This is a genomic window from Psychrobacillus sp. FSL K6-2365, assembly GCF_038003165.1.
In the GTDB taxonomy this organism is placed as follows: Bacteria; Bacillota; Bacilli; order Bacillales_A; family Planococcaceae; genus Psychrobacillus; species Psychrobacillus psychrodurans.
This window is the reverse complement of sequence record NZ_JBBOOO010000001.1, coordinates 540,135-561,412: the sequence shown is the minus strand read 5'-3', so window position 1 is coordinate 561,412 and position 21,278 is coordinate 540,135. Positions and strand designations below refer to the sequence as shown.

Here is a 21,278-nt window from a genome sequence, read left to right as displayed (position 1 = left end):
AAAACCTTCTGAATTTATGCGATAATAAAAGATCGAATGTTTCTATTATATCCGAAAAGAGGTGTCCTCATGAAACCGGTCATCCTAGCCGAAAAACCTAGTCAGGCAAAAGCATATGCAGATGCTTTTAAAGTAAAACGTCACGAAGGCTATTTAGAGATCCACCCTTGTTCTATTTTTCCAGAGGGTGCCTATATTACATGGGGAATTGGGCACCTAGTTGAATTAAAAGAGCCCAAAGCATACGATCCAAAATGGAATAAATGGTCTTTAACTAGTTTACCCATTTTGCCAGAGAAGTACGAATTTCAGATTGCTAAAGGGAAATTTAAACAGTTTTCTGTTGTAAAAAAATTACTCAAGTCTACTGATACTGTTATTAACGGATGTGATGTGGACCGCGAAGGATCGAATATCTTTTATAGTATATACAATCAAAGCGGAGCCCGCGGTCAAACGATTAAACGTTTATGGATTAATTCTTTAGAGGTTGATGAGGTTCTGAAAGGTTTCAGTAATTTACAGGATAATCGTAAGGATCTTTTATTATACGACGAAGCCAAGGCTCGTCAAATTAGTGATTGGCTCGTAGGTATGAATGGTTCCAGATTATATTCTCTTTTATTGCAAGGACAAGGTATTAAGGAAGTATTTCCTATAGGACGGGTACAATCACCAACTATATTTTTGATTTATCAACGTCATCTAGAAATTGAACAATTTGTTTCAGAACCCTTTTATGAGATAGAAGCTACCTTTCAAGCGGAACAAGGGAAATACAAAGGAAAAGCAAAAGCAAAGGAATCCAAAAGAGAAAAGATTCAAGAGCTCCTTTCCGGGCATCTTATCCAGCCGAACTCTCCTGGTGTCATTACTTCTATAGAAAAAATCGATAAACGAACACCGCCTCCTCAGCTCCATTCTTTATCGACATTACAAGCAACTGCCAATCGTTTATGGAAAACGAGTCCAGCAGATGTGCTAAAAACAATGCAGGGACTATATGAAAAAAAACTAGTTTCATATCCGAGAACTGATGCAAGACATATTACACCAAATGAGTTTTCCTATATAGCATCTCAGGTTTCATCCTATCAACAGATTATTGGTCACACTTTTGAAGTTGCTTCATTCGCCCCTAAAAAAAGGTATGTCGATAGCTCAAAGGTACAGGAACATTATGCTATAATACCAACGAAGAAGCTCCCAACCCCTGCTAAATTGGGTGGACTCTCGAGTCTTGAGAGAAATCTTTATGAAGAAATCATTCGTACTACTTTAGCGATGTTTCATACTGACTACTTATATACAGAGACGAAGGTTATAACAGATGTGAATGGACTAGCCTTTTTTACTACTGGAAAAACGGAACGAGATCAAGGCTGGAAGGCTTTGTTTGCCCGCTCCACTAGCGATAGAGAAGAACAACCTCTTCCTCCATTACAGGAACAGGAAAAGGTCGAGAGCGATATTGGTATTAAAGAAGGTAAAACAATGCCTCCGAAGCCATATACAGAAGGCCAACTCATTGCCATGATGAAAACCTGTGGAAAGCTTGTGGAAGACAAACTAGAAACGGAGATTTTAAAAGAAGTGGAGGGTCTTGGAACCGAAGCAACCCGAAGCGGAATTATCGAAACTATTAAACGTCACGGTTATATAAGTGTCACGAAAAATATTGTTTCCATAACAGATAAAGGACGAGTCCTCTGTCAGGCAATTGACGGTAATCTTCTCGCTAGTCCATCGATGACAGCTAAATGGGAGACCTATTTACGAAAAATCGGTAATGGAGAAGGTTCAATGGATCGCTTTTTAGGAAGTATTGCTAAGTTTATCCATAGTTTAATGCAAGAAGTACCAAATCAATTAAAAACAAAACAAATTGATATAAAGCTAGCGCCTCGTGCATCAAAATATGATTCCAAGTTTAAGAGAGACCCAATTGTAATATGTCCAAAATGTCAAAAAGGGTCTATCATAGCACATAAAAGTTTCTATGGTTGCACTGAATATAAAAATGGTTGTACTCAGACATTTAATGGATTCTTTTTAAAGAAAAAAGTAACCCCTAGCCAAATAAAAATGCTTTGTACAAAGGGTAAAACAAATATTATCAAAGGTTTTGAAGCCGAAAACGGTCAAAAATTTGATGCCTACTTAGCATTTGTTGAAGGTAAAATTAAATTGGAGTTTTAATAACAACAGTATGCTCACTTCTCTTTCTTTGGCCGTTGCCAGATGAAATAAGAAATTGAAATAGCAAAATCAATTCCGAGAATGAATAACCAGAGTTCCAATGTGCCGGATAATACTTTTGTTCTTGTAGTGTCATCTATGAAATAGATCATCGCAACAATAATTACAGCACCGATAACAAAAGCAAGAAGATGCAAAATAGATCCTTTCATAGAGTGATAGGCATAATCCATACCAGTTTTCCGGATGGGTCTCGTGCCTTGTTTTTTCACATAATAAAGAAACCGTTCGTCCGTCCATCGAATCATACTTTTACCAAATGCAATCGATACTCCAAGGTAAATTGCTGAAAGTGCATGAAATCGATTGGCTATTGCACCGTTATATAAATCTACAGCTGTAACGATGAGAAGAACAAGATCGATAACAGGCGTCAGTGCCAGAAAGAATAAGCCTAGTTTTTCACGTTTAAACATATAGCGGATTAAAAGGCCTAGTAAGATAACAACCCAAAATCCAATTTCACAGACAACTATTGTCCAAGCAACAAGATTCATCTAAACACCTCCCTTATAATATAATGTTGTTATTTAAAATTCATAACACAATATTGAATTCCCAAATGATATCTTTATTCAAAATAAGGCTGATCTCCATGGTGAAGATCAGCCTTCATTTTATTCAAAAGGATATGCATGAACTACCGTTCCATTTCGCCCTGTTGTAGTTACAGCCTGTGACAAAGAATTTAAAATAGCCTCTTCTGTTACCTCTGCCACTCCTTGGAATAAATCATTCATAATTGAGTGGTCATCTCGTAATTGCCGCCTTACCTCCACACTTTCTTGTGAATTATGCTGTATTTGATGAGCAGTGGAAAATGCGATGACTATATCGCCACTTCCATTACTAAAATGACTACCTGTTCTACCTAGGCCTATCCCGCATCGTTTAGCAAGTCGCGTAAGCTGTCTATTACTTAAGGGAGCATCTGTTGCCAATACAATCATGATGGACCCGTCTGCTAGCTTAGGAAAATTAGGCACATCTCTCATTTGATTTACTTGATATTGAGTAGCCTGAAATTCTTCTTTTCTTCCGAAATTACTCAGCACCATACAACCGATAGTATATACCGAATCATTATCTTCAATAATACGTGATGAAGAACCGATGCCACCTTTATATCCAAAGCAAATCATACCTTTACCTGCACCAACTGCCCCCTCTGGTGAAACATCAGCCGAAGCACTTTGAATACACTCAATCGCATGTTTTGGCTCAACAGGGAGTTTACGAATAGAATTTAACCGGCTGTCATTGCATTCTCCTACCACTATATTAAGAGTCCCCGTAGAATCCCCTATTTCAGGATTGTTTTCTAGCATGTACTCCAGTGTCCCTTGAGTAACTGCTGGAATGCCAAATGTATTCGTTAGCATAATGGGTGATTCAATTAGCCCTAGCTCATTCACTTGTACAAGTCCGGTTGTTTTACCAAAACCGTTTAAAATGTAACTTGCCCCAACTACTTTCTGTTGAAATAAATTACCTCCATGCGGTAAAATAGCGGTCACTCCGGTACAAGCATAATCTTCTCCTCCAAGTGAGCTATCTAATGTAATATGTCCTACTTTCACACCTTCTACATCTGTTATGCAGTTTTTTTTACCAACAGGTAATCTACCAATCTTTATACCACGCTGTCTAATCTTTTTAGGATCCACTTTTACTACCCCTTTACTTTAGAAACCTCTTTCCACCTATGAAGGAAAGATCCATCACAAAAATCTTGTTTTTCTCCATATAATCGAAGAACATCCTTAATCTCTTCTGCTAAGTATTTTTCATTACGATTGTTCATGAGACTTGGATAACCTGACCCTCTTTGTAGATAGTCTGAGCTGCCTACCATGTACCATCTTTCCTCTTCTAACAAATCCCCATTCACATATATTGCATGAATCTTTTTCCCGTCATGTTCTATTTGAAGTCCCGAAGCATGAAGGCTCCCTACAAATCTCCCTCTAAATCCCGGACCTCTCCCATCTGCTAAGCATATTTGTGCATCTAATGACTGCTCCAATGCTTCCTTTAAATACTTCCCTTGCATCTCAAAAGAAGTTGGATTTAATGGAGAAGGACATATCTCGATTAGCTTTTTTTGTGTCATTTCATGAAATATTCCCGCATTACAAATACCACTATTGATAAGGCCAATTTCTGTTCCCAGCATATCCTTCAGCCCGTCAGCTATTAAATTAGAAATTGGATTTTCTTCCACAACGTCATGCCACAAAGGATGTTCTATTGTATACAAAGGTTTACTTAATGCTTCTATAGCTCTTTCTTTACTATATCTTAAAATAGATTCTATCTGTTCACTCTCTTTTATATCCTTTGTAGAAATAGTCTCTGAATGGACAAGATGTACTTTACCATCTAGTATATCTAACTCCATAATGCCTATATGTTCCCCGTAATTACCTGCGCTATTCATAATTGTTTGATCTATAATCTTTGCCTGCTCAAATAACTTATGATCATGTGCAGAAATAATAATGTCAATCTCTTTAATCTCTTTAGCAAGAGATTCATCTGCAAAGGTGCCAATATGACTTAACAAAATGCAAATATCATACTTATCTTTGTTTTTATATATCTCTTCTTTTATAGCTCTTGAGTAGTCAGTCATATGAATGCCTAGCCCGTCATTAAATACTCCCATATCAGGGGAAGACCCTGTAATAAGGACCCGTACCCCATTTTTTTCTAAAATAACGCTTGGCTTTACCCCATTAATAGATGAACAATCTTTTTTTAATAAATTATTGCTAATAAACGGAATCGGACTGCTACTTGCCATAAGTTCTAGTGTGTCAATTCCATTGAACATTTCATTGTTTCCAATTGTTATTGCATCGTAACCAGCGGCAGCTAATAACTCTATAGCAGCCATACCTCTTGTGCCTTGGAGCTCAATGCTTTTAAAATCAGCAAAATCCCCTCCGTCTAAAATAATCGTGTCTTCATCTTTCTGTTGGTTAATCAAAGTAACTATTTTTTTGTAGTTTTCAAAATTACTATGTATGTCATTTGTATGCAATATTTTAAGTCTCATAGACGCCTCCGTTTATGTATTTAACTTGACAATTATACCATATTCAAATTTTTCTAATTAATCTACTTTGATAAAACTAGATTATTTTGAAAGGTTTAGGGAATGGAATAACAAATAGAACAAGGAGGCTGTAAAATGGAATTGCTACAAGTAAATGGTCGTATAAATAAAAAAAAATTAGCACTTAGTATTCTTATACCAGTGATTGGAGGCTCAATTACTGGTTGGATTGCTAATAAAAATGCACAGGAGAAATACAAAAAACTAAAACAGCCATCATTCTCACCCCCTGGCGCTGTCTTTCCTATCGTTTGGACCACACTCTACACGACAATGGGAATTGCTAAATACCGTGTAGATCAAAAAAAGAAGGACTCTCCAGTTGCTGTTCCCTTGTATGACCTACAATTGGGTTTGAATTTTTTATGGTCCTTTCTATTTTTCCGATGGGGATTACGTGGAACTGCGCTTGTAGAAATTACCCTTATGCTAGCATGCATTACATTAACGGCATACGAATTTCAACAAGTAGATAAAACAGCCGGAGCACTAATGGTTCCATATGTTGGATGGGTTGCTTTTGCATTGGGCCTTAATTATGCCGTTTGGAAATTGAATAAATGAGTGCTTAAGACAGGCTATTTCATTTCTCCGATTTCCGCTGGAGTCACCGTCTGCTGCTCCAACGGGAACGACTTTTTTTAAAAAAGAACAATAAATTTCGATATTAATTAAATGTTTGTTTTTAAAATAAAACATGTAATTATTTATGAAATTGACTCCATTAATTTTGGTAAAACAATTTATAAGCTACAGGAGTGGAATTCAGCTAACATTCGGGTTTCCAATCCTTTTCTCCATCTTAAAATTTGGGTTGAAGCTCCTTTTAAATATTACTAAGGGAATCCTTGCTATGTTGTTTTCTTTTTTCATATGAACTTGCTTTGAAAGAATTACAAATGAGAAAAATTAATGTATTATATGATTATTAATCGCAAGCATACTTTTAGGAGGAGAGCCCAATTTATCTTCAACATAATATCGGTAAAAAAGTTAAGGAAGCTAGGTTAAGCAAGAATTTTACTCAACAAGATCTAGCTGAAAGATGCAATCTTACAAAAAGTCATATTTCAAAAATAGAAAATGGACAAGCTGCACCCGCTGTAGCGACTCTATCAAAAATAGCACATGAGTTGGATACTCCTTTGTCATGGTTTTTGGAATCCAATATTCAAAATAAATTATCAATAGTTAAAAGCAATGAAAAAAAATTAAAAATCGGAAATAAAGAGATTGGATATACTTACGAGGCACTTGCCAATCGTCCCCGTTTCAGTAAAGTAGAGCCAGTTATAGTAACCGTCCTACCTGAAGCTGAGTATGTAGAACCATTTACTCATGTGGAAGACGAGTTTATTTATATTCTTAACGGATCTATCAATCTTTATTATGATGGTGAGCTGCATTATTTAGAACAAGGTGATAGCGCCTATTTCGAAGGAAATATACCACATATTTTTCTTTCAGCAGATAAGAACAAAGAAGCAACAGTGTTGACTTTTTTTATACAAAATAATCCCCTTTAATTCGTATCATATCGAAGGAACCAACCGTATTTTTCTCCTTCTCTGCCATTCCTAATCTTCATTAATAATTATTAAGCTAATATTTAAAGAGATTTCATTTTCTGAATAGATTTTAAATTTGGTATTTACAAGTAATAATTATTAATGTATTTTTGTGTAATAGTATTCAACTAGGTTGAATGCTATTACACAAAAATAAGGGGTGTATATTATGTCAAATACAAGAGTTCCAGGATTTTATCGTTTATCACCTAAAGAAAGATTTGATATTGTAACAGAGGGACGCAACCTAACAGATGATCAATTAAAGTATTTATCTGGGGAGTATCCACTTTCGATGGATTTAGCAGATTCAATGATAGAAAACGTTATTGGTCAGATTGGAATTCCACTAGGGATTGCAACCAATTTTAAAATTAACGGAAAAGATATGTTTATTCCTATGGCAACAGAAGAACCTTCTGTTGTAGCAGCCGCTAGTAATGCAGCAAAAGCAAGCTATGAACACGGTGGTTTTTTCACATCAATAAGCGGAACCATCATGCGTGGACAAATTCAAGTTTTAAATGTAGCAGATCCATATGCTGCAAAAGCTAAGATTTTTGAGCATAAAGAAGAAATTTTAGCTTATTGTAATGAGAAAGATCCAACATTAGTTTCATTAGGCGGAGGAGCTAAGGATTTAGAGGTTCATATCATTCCAACAAACTCTCAAATAATGTTAGTTATTCATCTAATTGTTGATACAAAAGATGCAATGGGTGCAAATGCTGTAAATACGATGGCAGAAGCAGTTTCCCCTACTATCGAGACAATTACTGGTGGTAAAGTTGTATTAAAAATTATATCTAATTTAGCTGACCGTAGATTAGTTCGTGCAAGAGCTACTTTTTCTACAGATGCATTTGGTGGCAAAGAGGTTGTCGATAACATTGTAAGCGCTTTCGAATTTGCCGATTATGATCCTTATCGAGCTACTACACACAACAAGGGTATAATGAATGGAATTTCTGCTGTAGTTTTAGCAACTGGGAACGATACTCGTGCTGTAGAGGCAGGAGCACATGCCTATGCATCTATATCTGGTCAATATAAGTCTTTAACAAAATGGGAAATAAATGCAGATGGTAATTTATCAGGTTCTATTGAGCTACCGATGGCTGTTGGAATTGTTGGTGGAGCAACGAAAACACATCCTGTTGCACAAGGCGCTCTTAAAATTATGGGAGTAAATTCTGCTGAGGAGCTTGCAGGTTGTATAGCAGCGGCAGGATTGGCGCAGAATGCGGCTGCCTTAAGGGCCTTATCAGCTGAAGGTATCCAAAGAGGCCACATGTCATTACATGCCAGAAACTTAGCAGTAATGGCAGGAGCAAAAAAGGAAGATATAGATAGAATCGTCGCACAAGCAGTCAAAGAGAAAGACCTTAGGTATGACCGTATCTTAGAAATAACTAAAGCAATTCGAAGAGGTGAATAGGATGGTAAATAACAAGAAATCATCAGCTACTAGTTTGAATGAGAACAAAAAAACGTATTTAGAAATACTTGGAGATACCATCCTACCAAATCAATTGCTTCTAGCGGTTTTATTAAGCGTAGGAATTAGTTTAGGAGGGTATAATATTGGTCTTTGGTTGCTTCCTGCTATCGCAAGTGAAAGTATGGTTGCTTCATACTCATTGTTAATCGGAATTTTAGGAAGTGTTATCTCTTTAGTTCTTTGTTCCATTCTATTTAAACCAAAAAGAATATTAGTTGAAGAGGAAACCTCGTCTGAAAGCATGAGACAAGTTTTCGAAGATTTACAACTGGATCCTCAAGAAGAATTAGAACTAATCGAGAATGACCCTATTACTAAAAAAGAACTGGAAGAACTAGGAGTTTTAAATAGTTTTCGGGCACTTGGAGAGGAGCAAAAGAAATGAGTTTACTAGTCACAGCTATTTTATTTGCATTACTTGGTGCTATTGTCTTTTCTTTAATAGGATTAATATCTGGTACTGATGAGACTGCAATTATGGTCCCTCTTACTTTGTTAGTAATTCTATTAGGTGCTCCTCCTGCTGCTGTATTTTCATTTTTCATGGCAGCTGTTCTAGCAAAACATCTTACACATGCAGTTCCAACTGCATTAATGGGTATTCCCGGGGATACTACTGCTGTACCATTAATAGATCATGCAACTACTTTAAGAAGAATGGGTATGCCCCATATTGCCCTGAGAAAGATGATTTCTGGTGGGATTATAGGCGCATTTATCGCCCTACCAACCGCTGTTCTGTTAGGTCAATTTTTAGGACAATTTGCCGACTTTTTCAAGTCATCAACAGGAATAATTTTTACACTTGCTGCAATTTTAATCGCCTTTTTCTCTAAAGGTAAATGGGTGAGTGTTTTAATGATTATTCCATTTGCATTCTTTATTAAAAGTTTAGATTTGATGAGTTTTAGTATATTAGATAAGCATTTATCAATCAGTTTTTTCTTAGGAATTGCAATAGGTCCGATTTTCTGTGATCTTCTATTTGCCACTTCCTCTAGTGCTAAAAAGACAATTGAAAGAGATAAGCCTAAAGAATATCATCTAGCACCAGAAACTAAATCATGGAAGGGATACTTCCCGAATCCCTTGAAGATTTTAACTGGTCGACAACAAATATTCACTTCTATTACTACGTTTATATCTTCTCTTACTTTTGTTTTTAGTCCTGTAGGTATGACATCTCTTATGGGTGAAATTGTCGGTTCCCGTACAAAAGGTGCTTATAAGAAGTCTACAACTAGTTTAGCAGTAATGAACGGGGTAACAGAGTCAACATATATTGCAGAGGTAATCATTCCATTAATAGCGTTTGGAATTCCACTAAGTCCTGTCGCTCTAGGTCCTGGTTCGCCATTATTTAATGCACCACCTGTTTTCACCGTAGATCCTATTAATAATCTGCATACCTATTTAACTTCATGGGAGTTTTTCCTTTACGGAGCAATAGGTCTTATTGTAGCTTCATTGATCGCTTACCCTTTCTCTATGAACTATGCAAGAAAAGCTTCTGTTCTCGTAATGAAACTTGTAAGTCAAGAAGCTATTGTTGCAATGTTCATCGGGCTTGCTTGTCTACTGGCTTACCATGAAGCACAACTTGTTGGTGTTGTACTTACATTCACAGTAGCAGCAGTTGGTGGTCTTTTAAATCGAATTCTTGGAATCGGGGCTGGTGTGCAATTTATGATTTTCTACGCTTCAACTTGGATTATGATGACCCTATTTGGAATTTAAGAAAGGAGTTTTTAATATGGTCGTACCTAGTTTTCCCGAAAAAGTATACATTAGAGAAGTAGGCCCACGTGATGGATTACAAAATGAGTCTAAATTTATTCAAACAGACGATAAAATTCAATGGATAGACCACTTATCTAATACAGGATTAAACTATATAGAAGTAACTTCTTTTGTAAATCCTACATGGATACCCGCACTTTCGGATGCAGATTATGTAACAAAACATATAAAGAAAAACCCCGATGTTACTTATGCCGCACTTATTCCAAATATAAAAGGATTATCCCGAGCATTGGAGAGTAGTATTGATGAGGTAGCTGTTTTCATATCTGCGAGTGAGTCTCATAATAAGAATAATATTAATAAAACAATTTCAGAAACTGAAATTGTTTTATCCGAGGTCGTTAAAGAAAGTATCTCTAATAAAAAAACAGTTCGAGGGTATATTTCAACTGTTTTTGGTTGCCCTTTTGAAGGACATATTGAAATTGATCAGGTAATTCGATTAGCAGATTCGTTGTTTGAAATGGGCATAAATGAATTATCATTAGGTGATACCATTGGAATAGCTAACCCATCTCAAGTAAAAAAAGTATTAGAGAAAGTTCTCAAACGATATTCTCCCGAAAGTATCGCTATGCATTTTCATAATACCCGTGGAACTGCTTTAGCAAATGTATTAGCTTCATTAGAAATGGGTATTTCTAAATTTGATAGCTCTTTAGGTGGGTTGGGTGGATGTCCATACGCTCCAGGAGCATCTGGTAATTTGGCAACGGATGACTTAAATTACATGCTTACAAATATGGGTATTGTAACAAACATAAATCCCGTCGAACTCAATAGAGCAGCACTTTTTATACAAGAAAAACTACAAAAACCTTTAGATAGTTATAGCGTAAAATACTATGAATCTCAACATTAGTTATTAAGTAATCAACTAACAAAATGAAAATACCAAGTATCAGCAGGCTGATACTTGGTATTTTTATTTGGATTGAAAGCCTTTTACTTTATCAACAGCTTCTAAAAGCTTTTCAGTAACTACTTCTGATTCATCGATATGATTCATCAGCACATCATTAGTTTCATCGAACAATGCAGTTGTCTTTTGGAATTTGTGTATAACATCTTCATTCGAAACTTTTTGATGCTTAATGAAATTTAATAGTTCATTTACCTCCCCTTGAACATTTGTAATAATGTTCAATAAGGAGTTTATTTGCTCGGATGTTTGAGAACTAGTTTTTATGCCTTCACTTACTAAGTTCATGTTGTTTATATTGTCTTCGTACGCTTTTGAAATTTGTTCTTGTATTTTTTGAGTTAGATCTGCAATGTCTGCGGTGCTCTCCTTCGTGCTTTCAGCAAGTTTCCGGACTTCATCGGCAACAACCGAAAATCCTTTTCCATGCTCTCCCGCTCTCGCAGCTTCAATCGATGCATTTAAGGCAAGTAAATTTGTTTGACTAGAAATATCGCTAATCACTTTTACAATTTCTTCAATCTGTTTTGACCGTTCACTTAATTGATTCATACTTGCAGATGTTTTTCTAGATTGTTCCCCCAAGGTATCGATAAGATTTTCTACAGCGTGTACAGCTTCCCTACTATCTACGGATAATGTAACCATCTCATCTGATGAGGCGATTAGTGACTCTCCTTTGACCAGCGCTTCCTCTGAAATCTTATTTGAGTTTATCGTGCTTTCTTCAACTCGTTTAAACTCTTTTAAGATTTCTCCAACCATTTCCCCTAAAATAGAGTGTTGATTGTTTACAATGTCATGTTGACCGATAGTAGATACTAATTCTTTATGTAAATCATTCAAGAAAATTTGAAACTCATTATCTTTTTTATCTAGCCTTGAGTTTAAATCATCTATCTTTTGTTTGAATTGTTCAATATCTTCTTTTTTCGATTTAAATGCTGTTAACATTTTGCTTCACTCCAAATTTTAAGATTACTTAAAAAATACGATATATATATCTATCATACTACTAATGTAGGATAAAACAATTATTATTTCTGAATCTTTAGATTCAATTAAAAATAGATATATTTTCATAACAAATAATTTTTACCACTTACTTCTCACCTATTTTTATCGGAATATTTAAACTTTTACAACATTTACACAATCCTGTCATTTTCTTTTGCTATAATCTATTCGAAATATAAAATTCATAAGGAGTGGATAGAGTGTCAAAAGAGAGTATTTGGAACCATGCTTATAATAAGGTTATTGTTTCCTTCATATTGGTAGTTTCCATGTTCGTCCCATTTATAATTGAAACTAATGTTCAGGCTGCTGAACCAATTAGCGTGTCAGAAGCAATTACAAACAACACGGGTACAGCAACCGTACAGGGTTACATTGTTGGAACTGCTAACTCGGGATCTTCCTACGATCAAGAAGCCCCCTTTACAGTAGCTACAAATATTGGACTAGCAGATTCACCAAATGAGACAAATCCATCCAATATTTTACCGGTACAATTACCATCTGGTACAATTCGAACTACACTAAACTTAAAGGATAACGCACAAAATTTTAAAGCAGAAATAACGGTGACAGGCTCACTTGAGGCATACTTCTCTGTTCCCGGTCTAAAAAGTCCGACCGCATATACTATAATTTCTGATGGTGAAACTCCTCCCGAAACTCCTGAAGCAGAGAACATGGAAAACATTGCTGCTGCTCGAGCAGTTGAGGATGCAAACAAATTGATAAAAGTTACAGGAACTGTAACAACTGGGACAGGCTTTTGGGGTGGAAAAGCCTTTTACCTTCAAGATACTTCCGCTGGAATCTATGCGTTTACCTCTTCAGCTAATGTTAATCCCGGTGATGTTGTTGAACTAGAAGGTAAAGTTAGTCCATATAGCGGTGAATTACAGATTCAACCTACCAAAATAACAAAAATCTCCTCTGGCAATGAACTACCTGCCCAGCAAATCATTACACCAGCTGGAGTAAATGATGAAACACAGGGTGAAAGAATTCTATTAAAAAATGTTGAAATTACTAATTTAACTAAAACAAATGACTATGGAACATTCGAATTTACTGCAACACATGAAAACGGAGAGTCCGTTATAATTCGAAATGACAATCGTAATGGTCTAGATTATGATACATTCACGCAGCGTTATAAAGAAGGTGACATAGTTCAAGTTACAGGTATTTCTTCAATCTTCAACACGACCTACCAAGTTAAAACACTTGGTCTAGAGAGCTTTGATTTAGTAAATAAACCAGCTGTATACACAGATATTTTCCCTGGTACGGTATCAGAGGGAACACAAATTTCATTAATGTCACCAATTGAAGGTGTAGCAATATATTACACAATAGACGGCTCTACCCCAACTACAGATAGCACGTTATATACTGAACCAATTACCTTATTAGCTGACACAACGATTAAAGCAATCGCTGTAAGTGAAACTACCTCGGACGTATTTACTTTTACGTACAATATATTAAAAACAAACAATCTAACTATACGAGATATTCAAGGACAAGGTCACTTCTCTGACTACGATGGTACAACAGTTCAAAATATTACTGGCGTTGTTACTCATCTGTATAATTCAGCAAACTTTGTAATTCAAGATATTAATGCTGATGATGACAACACAACATCAGAAGCAATCATAGTCAACAAGGCTTCCAATGGTTTTGCAATTGGAGATTTAGTTACAGTAGCTGGAACCGTGGAAGAATGGTATTACGAGGGCTACTCAGATATGAAAGCAAATGATCTTCCCATTACTAGAATACGTGCCACTTCTGCTACTAAAACTGGAATAGCAGAATTACCTGCACCTTTAGTGATTGGAGAAGATATTTTCCCACCGACGGAAATCATTGATAATGATGATTTAACAACATTCAATCCATTAGAAGATGGAATAGATTTTTGGGAATCTATCGAATTAATGCGTTTGGCTGTACCAAATGCAAAAGTTATTGGACCTCAAGAATATGGTGAAATACCTGTAATTTCAGGGAATTCAACGAATACACAGTTCAATGTACTTGGAGGCGTAAATATTTCTGCTAATGACTATAATCCTGAAAGAATATTAGTATTAACAGGTAATGAAGCATATGATGCAAAATCTGGCGATTATTATACAGGAGATATCGTTGGTGTTATGGGATATGGTTTTGGTAACTTCAAGTTATGGACAGAGGAGGATAACCTTCCTCCAATCACTCGTATTGAAAAACCAACTGTAGTAACCGATATCGAACCTTCAAAAGATAAATTAACAGTAGCAGCATATAATGTTGAAAATTTCTCAACAAACACAAATAACACGCCAGATGAAAAAGTTGAGAAAATCGCAAAATCATTCGTGGAAAATATGAAATCTCCCGATATTATCACTCTTGTAGAAGTACAAGATAATGATGGACCGACTGCCTCTGGAAATACAGATGCATCAGCAAGCTATGAACGTTTAATCGCAGCAATTGAGGCTGCTGGTGGACCAACTTACGCTTGGACTGATATTGCACCCGAGTATGATCAAGATGGGGGACAACCAGGAGGAAACATTCGTGTTGGTTACCTTTATAACCCTGATCGTGTAACACTTACAGAAGGAACAAAAGGCAGTTCAACTGATAAAGTTGCCTGGGACAAAGTTGGTAATCTTACCCTGAACCCTGGTAGAGTTCTTGACTTACCCCAAAAGAACACACGTAAGCCATTAGCTGCACAATTCGAGTTCCAAGGAGAGAAAGTAGTCGTAATCGGTGCTCATTTAAATTCTAAAGGTGGGGATCAGCCTTTATTCGGTAAAAACCAACCTCCATTCCTTGGGTCAGAAGCAGAAAGAGTTGAACTAGCTACGATGATTAATAACTTCATCCAGGAAGGTTTAGAAAAGGATCCAGATTTAAATGTAATCGTTGCTGGAGATATGAATGATTTTGAATTCACACCGACTCTTGCTGCACTTAAAGGTGGAATTTTAACAAATATGGTAGAAAAAGTACCGGCAGATGAGCGTTTTTCTTATTACTACCAAGGGAACAACCAGGTACTTGACCATATTTTAGTAACAAATAATTTAGCCAATAAAACAACTGTCGATATGATTCATATCAATGCTAACTATATGGATATTCACGGTCGCGCTTCAGACCATGATCCTATTCTTATTCAACTAGATTTGAACGAACCAGATACTAAAACTCTTGACGCAAACAAAACAGCCATTGAGTTAGAAAAAGGTAAGCAGTCCAACATCAAACTTATTGAAACAACTACCAAACAGGATGGTACTACAACAACAAAGGATGTTACTTCCGAAGCTACTTATAGTGGCTTTAATAGTAAAGTTATTTCTGTAGACAAAGGGGTTATAACTGCCAAAGCCGCTGGGTTAACTAGTATCAAGGCAGCATACGGCGGTAACTCTGTATCTATTAGTGTAACTGTCCAGTCTGTTAAAGATGGCGAAGCCGTTATTACAGAAGATGAAGTAGACACTTCTAAGAAGGTAATTATTGTGGATGGTTCAGTAATGCATAATGCGGGAGATGTGAATATTCGTTTTACAGAAGCTGCTACTACTAAGATTAATGCAGCAAACAAAGATGTGGTTATCAAACTTATCAACGGGACATTCTTGATAACCGCTAAAAACTTTGATGTTCTTGCAGTAAGTGGACAATTCACCTTATATCTGGATTATCATATTCCACCGGGATTATTAAAGGAAAAAAACAAACACAAGATTAAAGACAATTTAAAACTAAAAGATATGGCTTTCTATGATAACAATAGGAAAACTATAACAAAAGGATTTTCTGATTACTTTACCATCACTACAGAAGGTAAAAAAGTTACAAAGGAAGTCGCATACTACGATCAAAAATCAAAGAAGTGGAAGTTTAAAAAGATTAAGTAATAATGAAGAAAAGAGACTGGGACAGAACCCCAAAACAGCATTTTTCTCTGTGAGAAAAATGCTGTTTTTTTGCTGTGCACAAAATTGGTTTCCATTCCAGGGACACTTTCCACGGGCGTGGCCTGAGCCTGTAGTCTCAGGCGTCACGCTATTCCCGTAGGAGTCGCCCCTCCATTCCAATCAATTTTATTAAATATCCATCATTTAATATAGCTTTCTCCTAATCCAATAAATTTCTACTTCTGTCCCAACCTCTTTCTATTTCACTAATGATTTCCCTCTACGTATCTGTTTTATTAACATTCTATTTATTAATACGCATATATTCTACAACCTTCTTATCGATAAACCCCCTGTCTTGAACTCTTTCATCAAAATTTTCAATGAGATGATAAGATTGGATAGCATCTAATAAATCATCTTTTTCTGTAAGATCTCGATCTAAAAAGCCATTTTCATATAACATGTTTTGAATCTCATCCGCTAACACACCATCAATAGAGACAATATCCTCTGGAGCTGTTCCTGAAAAATATAGTTGATGAAGTTTCAATAGTCTTCCTAATTCTTTAACTGGGTCGGTATGGTCATCCACTCTAAGGTCGATGTAACGATCAGTATACTCACCGTAACTTCCATTTTCTTTTACTACTAACAAAGCTGCAGATTGTTTCCCCCTGCTGTCTCCCCCTGCAATATCTCCAGCATATAACGCTGCCAATAATCGTTCTTCAAGTGGCCCATCCTGTTGTAAGAAAACTGATTTCATTGCATCCACTGTTTCCTGATTAACCAAGATATTTCCTTGAATCGCAAAGTTTTCTCCAGAGTGTCCTCCTGCCCATTCGAAACAGTCTTCACCCGTAAATGTAACACTGCGACCGACAGCATCTACAATTCCAACTTGTCGAGCACCTGACTTTTCATCATTTACAACTAATTCTTTAAGAACTTCTTCCGGTGACATACCACTTTGTAGCATGTCCAAGCCATCTATCCCATAATTTAAATTTGCCCACGACTGAGTTGCTATTGCTCCTACGCCAGCCTTGGCAAATGGTACGACTGCTCCAACACACAAAAACTTGGACGCAACAGCTATACCTAATTCCTTTGTATGTGGATCGAAACCAACGATAGAAAATGTCATATGTACTCTCCTTTCAGTTAATATATTTACATTTTAACTTTTTATTCTGATAATTAAAAGAAGATCCCGTCATTTTTGGATGAATGGGATCTTGAACTTTTACTGTATTTTTTTATTTACATATTTCCCATGACTAGGTAAGGCAATCGAGTCAAATTCAGTCACTAGTAGATGCAAATTACTTGTAAGTAAGTCTCCTGTCATAGGTAAGCCATGTCCTGTAATCGCGACTTTTGGTTTTAGATCGACAAGTTTATTCACCGATTCCCTAGCCGCTTCCCAATCAGGAGTAAGATATCTTGGCGGACCACTTATTTCCTGCTCCTGTGTGAACACTTTATATAAGTATTCTTGCTTTACAGTAACAAATGCATCTCCAACTATTAATACCCCATCCTCTTTTCTAAATAATGAAATATGGCCAGGTGTGTGACCAGGTGTATGAATCCATTGAAAATCAGACATAAAAGGAACTGCTCCATCTGCAGGCAATACCTCTATGTAATTACCCAAATTTATGGGATCAACAGGAAATATAAAAGACATTTTGGCAACTGATCCACCTTCTACGGTTGGATCAGGCTTAGGATAGCTTTCTTTGCCAGTTAAAAATGGCAATTCCGCCTCATGAGCATATACTGGAATTTCCCACTTTTTTACTAACTCAATTATTGCTCCAACATGATCAAAATGGCCATGAGTTAATATAATGGCTTTGGGTTTCTTATTTACTCCAAAACGCTCTTCAACTACTGAAATAATTTCTTCTGCTGAGTAAGGCATACCTGCATCTACCAACACAAAGTCATTTGAATTAGGACTGCCTACTAAACAAATATTGACGATTTGTATAGTATGACAAAAAATGTCTGGAAGAATCTCCAAGCCTATTCCGCTTCCTACTGAAGTTGCTGGTATATATTTATAATCGTCACCGTAAGATATTGAATTGTCCAAGATGATTCACCCTTTCCTTAACTATTAATAGGATTTCACCGGGATAACTTATTTATACAATTTCTCAGTTATTAAAAAGAAATGCGGTATTATCATTTAATGATCGTAACTATTGTTCATTAATCCCTTTTTTTATCAAAATGGATATCGAACTAACCTTAAAAAATCTTGCTCTCCAACGATTTCAATTGGAAGTCCTTGTTGAATCATGCCTTCTACCTTTTGCATTTTAGAGCTTTTGATGCCTTGTAGGTACTTGGCTAAATCATTATCCCCTACGACTAAGTAATTTGTTTGATGATCCACTGTTCCCTTACAAACCGCCCCACAATTCACTGCAAGTTGCGCTGCTTTCGATCTAGTCATCGCAAGCATTCTTCCCGTGAAAACAATTTGGGCTCCATAAAACGGATGTTTGGAATTTAGCTCTGTACTTTCAGGTTTCAAATATTCAATAGTCAAATCTGCTTTACCATTACGTTGAGAAGATGGTTGTTTCTTAGTTTGAATCGATGGATTTATTTTTACATTATGTAGTTTTGCCAGTTGTTGAACTGTATTTGTTTTGGTTTTCTGCATCGCTTCTATCGTAATAATAGCAGCTGCACGGGCATCCTCTAAAGCATCATGATGTCTTAAGCTAATACCTAAATAATTCGCTACCGTTGATAACTTATGATTGTAAAGTTGTGGCCAAACTTTTTTGGCAATTCGATAAGAGCACCCATACTCAAAATTTGGTGAGGGTTCATGAAATTGACGTAAGGATTCCTGTAATACACCCATATCAAAACTAGCATTATGTGCAACGACAACTTGATCTTTAATTAGATTTTTCATATCTGGCCAGAATTCTTCGAAGGTTGGTGCACCATGTACCATATATTCAGTAATTCCATGAATTTTTGTATTATAATAATGAAATTCACTTAAAGGATTTATTAAGGAATGTATTTCTTTATATATTTTCCCGTTCTTAACTTGTACAATCCCTACTGAACAAACACTTGAACGTAGGCTATTAGCTGTTTCAAAATCGATAGCTATAAAGTCCATTATAAGTCACCTCATGTTGTTGGATTGAATCTCATTATCTCATAATAGAATGCAAAGAAGAACCTCTCCAAAAAGAGAGGTTCTGCAGACTGTAGACAAACTCAATTTTGGGTGCATAGAGTTGTATACTAAAATCGGCAAGGACCACCACTTCGCTTTCCGTGGGCTTGGCTTCAGCCTCCTCGTCACTGCGAAAACATATGCTCCTGCGGTTACTCGTCGCAAAGACATTGGTCAAACAGAGTTCGACCAATGTCTTTCCTGCGGGGTCTTCTGCTCAAGCTGTTCCCACAGGAGTCTTCGTGGTGGTCCTTGCCTTATAAACAACTCCTTAAAGGTTTCCACTATATATACTTTTATTTAGATTAAGCAACCTCTTTAAAGATATTTATTATTACGCATAGCAGTTTATAACAATACTTTTGTCGTCAAGCTGAAGAACCTCTCCAAAAAGAGAGGTTCTATAGTTAGGTGTGATTTAGTATAGTCGATTAGTTGGAGGGATATCATCCAGTTTTCTTTGATAGTCCAACTTTTCTTCATACTGATCATGAGAAAGTCTTTCTTCTTCCTCATTTACTGTGTCACTACCATATGCTGCAGGACCTAGATTCGGATCAGCTCCTGGAGAGTGCGTGCCATATGATTTCCCTTCATTCGTAACAGTTTCATCAACAATCGGTCGAGAATCTCTAACTACTCTATCTTCTTGCATAGAGTGGCCTATATGATCCTCTTCTCTAGCTAAGTGTGGATCCGTCGCAAAGGTCTCTCCACGTGCGAAGCGATCCTGAGGTTCATCAAAGCGACTATCTGTTTCATTTACAAATTCATTATTAGATGGTTTAAATCCTTGCTCTTTGGCATAATCACTAATCGGGTCTTCGTTTTCCATAAAACGATTTTGTACTACCTCTGTACCTACTGTATCCGTATACTCTTGCTCAAATTCATTTTCATGGGTACCGTACATTGGCTCGTCGTTTAGCGTGAGAACATCTGTATATAGGACGATACTTCCTCCCGCTACTTCTCCCGCATACCTTGTTCTTTCCTCTTCACTTAAATCTAACTTTCGTAATCCTTCTGCTACTGCATTTTCTCCAGTAAACCAAGATTTGAACTTATCTATAAATGTACCAGCCTCATGGGTAGACACTTCTGAATGACGACTAAGTGCATTTAAATGTACATTTTCAGTTGAAATGACATGTATATCGCTTTCTGCATAACCCTGATTTTGTAGGCCTTCCAATTTTTCATACATTTCTTCTTCCGTACGAGCAATTTCAATTCGTCTATTCGATTCAATGTTCATGGTATTGCCTCCTCAAAATTAGTCTTATTCTGTATGTACCCCCCTTAATATAGAAACTAAACACAATGTGACCATTGTTAATCACTTTGTAATGAAACAGTAATTATATTAGAATCATTTATATATTTATAGATTCTAAGGAAAACCAAGTAAAAAACGCCTGAACCAAAGTACTTTGGATAGGCTTGTTGATGGATTTTTACCGATTGACTATTTGGAGATACTGTCTGTCGCTCAGCTTTTAGAAACAGGTTAGTGCTTTATCGGAACTAGGGAAAGGATGCTTTTCTATTTATAAAGGAAGCCCCCGAAGATATAATTTCGGGGGCTCAGTTTCCTGCTACTTTTTGTCATATGCTTTTTAACTAGTTGAGGAGATTTAATAAGTAATGCCTTTTTATTTTGCATGATCATATATCGTTCAATGTACCAGGAACACTGAATTTTATTTGTGCTCTCAAGAAGTATTTACATCCTTATCTCATGAATGATTCAACTCTATTTTAGCTTTATTTGCTCCGATCTATTATTTACTTGCTCCCAACTGCAGCTTACTTGCGGTCGTATAGAATTTACTTGCTCGAAGCCAATATTTACTTGCGGACTATTACCGTTTACTTGTGTAGTAGATAACATTACCAAATAACTTTACTAATTCTCTACCTAAATGTGTAGAT

At 36.3% G+C, this 21,278-nt stretch carries 16 protein-coding genes; 8 read left to right on the top strand and 8 right to left on the bottom strand.

Annotated elements, in window-relative coordinates; translation table 11 throughout:
- The first annotated feature begins 69 nt into the window (after positions 1-69).
- The gene (gene topB, locus MKY29_RS02725; protein ID WP_340878906.1) at positions 70-2,199 is read left to right on the top strand and encodes a type IA DNA topoisomerase; all 2,130 of its coding nucleotides are present in this window, start codon (positions 70-72) and stop codon (positions 2,197-2,199) included.
- Between the two features lie 14 nt (positions 2,200-2,213).
- Here the strand turns inward: topB and MKY29_RS02720 are convergent, their stop codons facing one another.
- The 3 genes from MKY29_RS02720 to MKY29_RS02710 form a co-directional block, all read right to left on the bottom strand.
- Positions 2,214-2,756 (bottom strand): hypothetical protein, encoded by a 543-nt coding sequence (locus MKY29_RS02720; RefSeq protein ID WP_340878905.1) that lies wholly within the window; start codon positions 2,754-2,756, stop codon positions 2,214-2,216.
- Positions 2,757-2,876: 120 nt separating this feature from the next.
- Positions 2,877-3,926: a DmpA family aminopeptidase gene (locus MKY29_RS02715; RefSeq protein ID WP_093493595.1), complete on the bottom strand. Its 1,050-nt coding sequence runs from the start codon at positions 3,924-3,926 to the stop codon at positions 2,877-2,879.
- Positions 3,927-3,931: 5 nt separating this feature from the next.
- Positions 3,932-5,320, bottom strand: coding sequence for a bifunctional metallophosphatase/5'-nucleotidase (locus MKY29_RS02710; RefSeq protein WP_340878904.1), 1,389 nt, complete (start codon positions 5,318-5,320; stop codon positions 3,932-3,934).
- Between the two features lie 135 nt (positions 5,321-5,455).
- On the opposite strand from MKY29_RS02710, the gene MKY29_RS02705 reads away from it, so the two are divergent.
- The 6 genes from MKY29_RS02705 (at position 5,456) to MKY29_RS02680 (ending at position 11,114) form a co-directional block, all read left to right on the top strand.
- The gene (locus MKY29_RS02705; protein ID WP_093493592.1) at positions 5,456-5,944 is read left to right on the top strand and encodes a TspO/MBR family protein; all 489 of its coding nucleotides are present in this window, start codon (positions 5,456-5,458) and stop codon (positions 5,942-5,944) included.
- Between the two features lie 398 nt (positions 5,945-6,342).
- Positions 6,343-6,906 carry a helix-turn-helix domain-containing protein gene (locus MKY29_RS02700; protein WP_340880795.1) on the top strand — a complete coding sequence of 188 codons (564 nt, stop codon included), beginning with the start codon at positions 6,343-6,345 and terminating at the stop codon, positions 6,904-6,906.
- A gap of 211 nt (positions 6,907-7,117) precedes the next feature.
- A complete protein-coding gene (locus MKY29_RS02695; RefSeq protein ID WP_093493589.1) occupies positions 7,118-8,386 on the top strand; it encodes a hydroxymethylglutaryl-CoA reductase, degradative in 1,269 nt (422 codons plus the stop codon).
- Between the two features lies 1 nt (position 8,387).
- Positions 8,388-8,834 (top strand): hypothetical protein, encoded by a 447-nt coding sequence (locus MKY29_RS02690; protein WP_093493588.1) that lies wholly within the window; start codon positions 8,388-8,390, stop codon positions 8,832-8,834.
- On the top strand, positions 8,831-10,186 hold the full coding sequence (locus tag MKY29_RS02685; RefSeq protein ID WP_090564772.1) for a tripartite tricarboxylate transporter permease: 1,356 nt from the start codon (positions 8,831-8,833) through the stop codon (positions 10,184-10,186). Before MKY29_RS02690 ends, MKY29_RS02685 begins: the two co-directional genes overlap by 4 nt.
- Positions 10,187-10,202: 16 nt before the next feature.
- Positions 10,203-11,114, top strand: a complete 912-nt coding sequence (locus tag MKY29_RS02680; protein ID WP_241597323.1) for a hydroxymethylglutaryl-CoA lyase — start codon at positions 10,203-10,205, stop codon at positions 11,112-11,114.
- Between the two features lie 63 nt (positions 11,115-11,177).
- On the opposite strand, the gene MKY29_RS02675 is transcribed toward MKY29_RS02680, so the two are convergent.
- Positions 11,178-12,128, bottom strand: coding sequence for a methyl-accepting chemotaxis protein (locus MKY29_RS02675; protein WP_340878903.1), 951 nt, complete (start codon positions 12,126-12,128; stop codon positions 11,178-11,180).
- A 263-nt stretch (positions 12,129-12,391) separates the two neighbouring features.
- Between MKY29_RS02675 and MKY29_RS02670 the strand changes: the two genes are divergently transcribed.
- The gene (locus tag MKY29_RS02670) at positions 12,392-16,120 is read left to right on the top strand and encodes a DUF6359 domain-containing protein (RefSeq protein WP_340878902.1); all 3,729 of its coding nucleotides are present in this window, start codon (positions 12,392-12,394) and stop codon (positions 16,118-16,120) included.
- A 304-nt stretch (positions 16,121-16,424) separates the two neighbouring features.
- On the opposite strand, the gene MKY29_RS02665 is transcribed toward MKY29_RS02670, so the two are convergent.
- The 4 genes from MKY29_RS02665 to MKY29_RS02650 form a co-directional block, all read right to left on the bottom strand.
- A complete protein-coding gene (locus tag MKY29_RS02665) occupies positions 16,425-17,270 on the bottom strand; it encodes a DUF1028 domain-containing protein (protein WP_340878901.1) in 846 nt (281 codons plus the stop codon).
- A gap of 99 nt (positions 17,271-17,369) precedes the next feature.
- Positions 17,370-18,227: an MBL fold metallo-hydrolase gene (locus MKY29_RS02660; RefSeq protein ID WP_340878900.1), complete on the bottom strand. Its 858-nt coding sequence runs from the start codon at positions 18,225-18,227 to the stop codon at positions 17,370-17,372.
- Between the two features lie 135 nt (positions 18,228-18,362).
- A complete protein-coding gene (locus MKY29_RS02655; RefSeq protein WP_090564783.1) occupies positions 18,363-19,283 on the bottom strand; it encodes an exonuclease domain-containing protein in 921 nt (306 codons plus the stop codon).
- Positions 19,284-19,761: 478 nt separating this feature from the next.
- Positions 19,762-20,601: a general stress protein gene (locus tag MKY29_RS02650; RefSeq protein WP_340878899.1), complete on the bottom strand. Its 840-nt coding sequence runs from the start codon at positions 20,599-20,601 to the stop codon at positions 19,762-19,764.
- Positions 20,602-21,278: the final 677 nt, after the last annotated feature.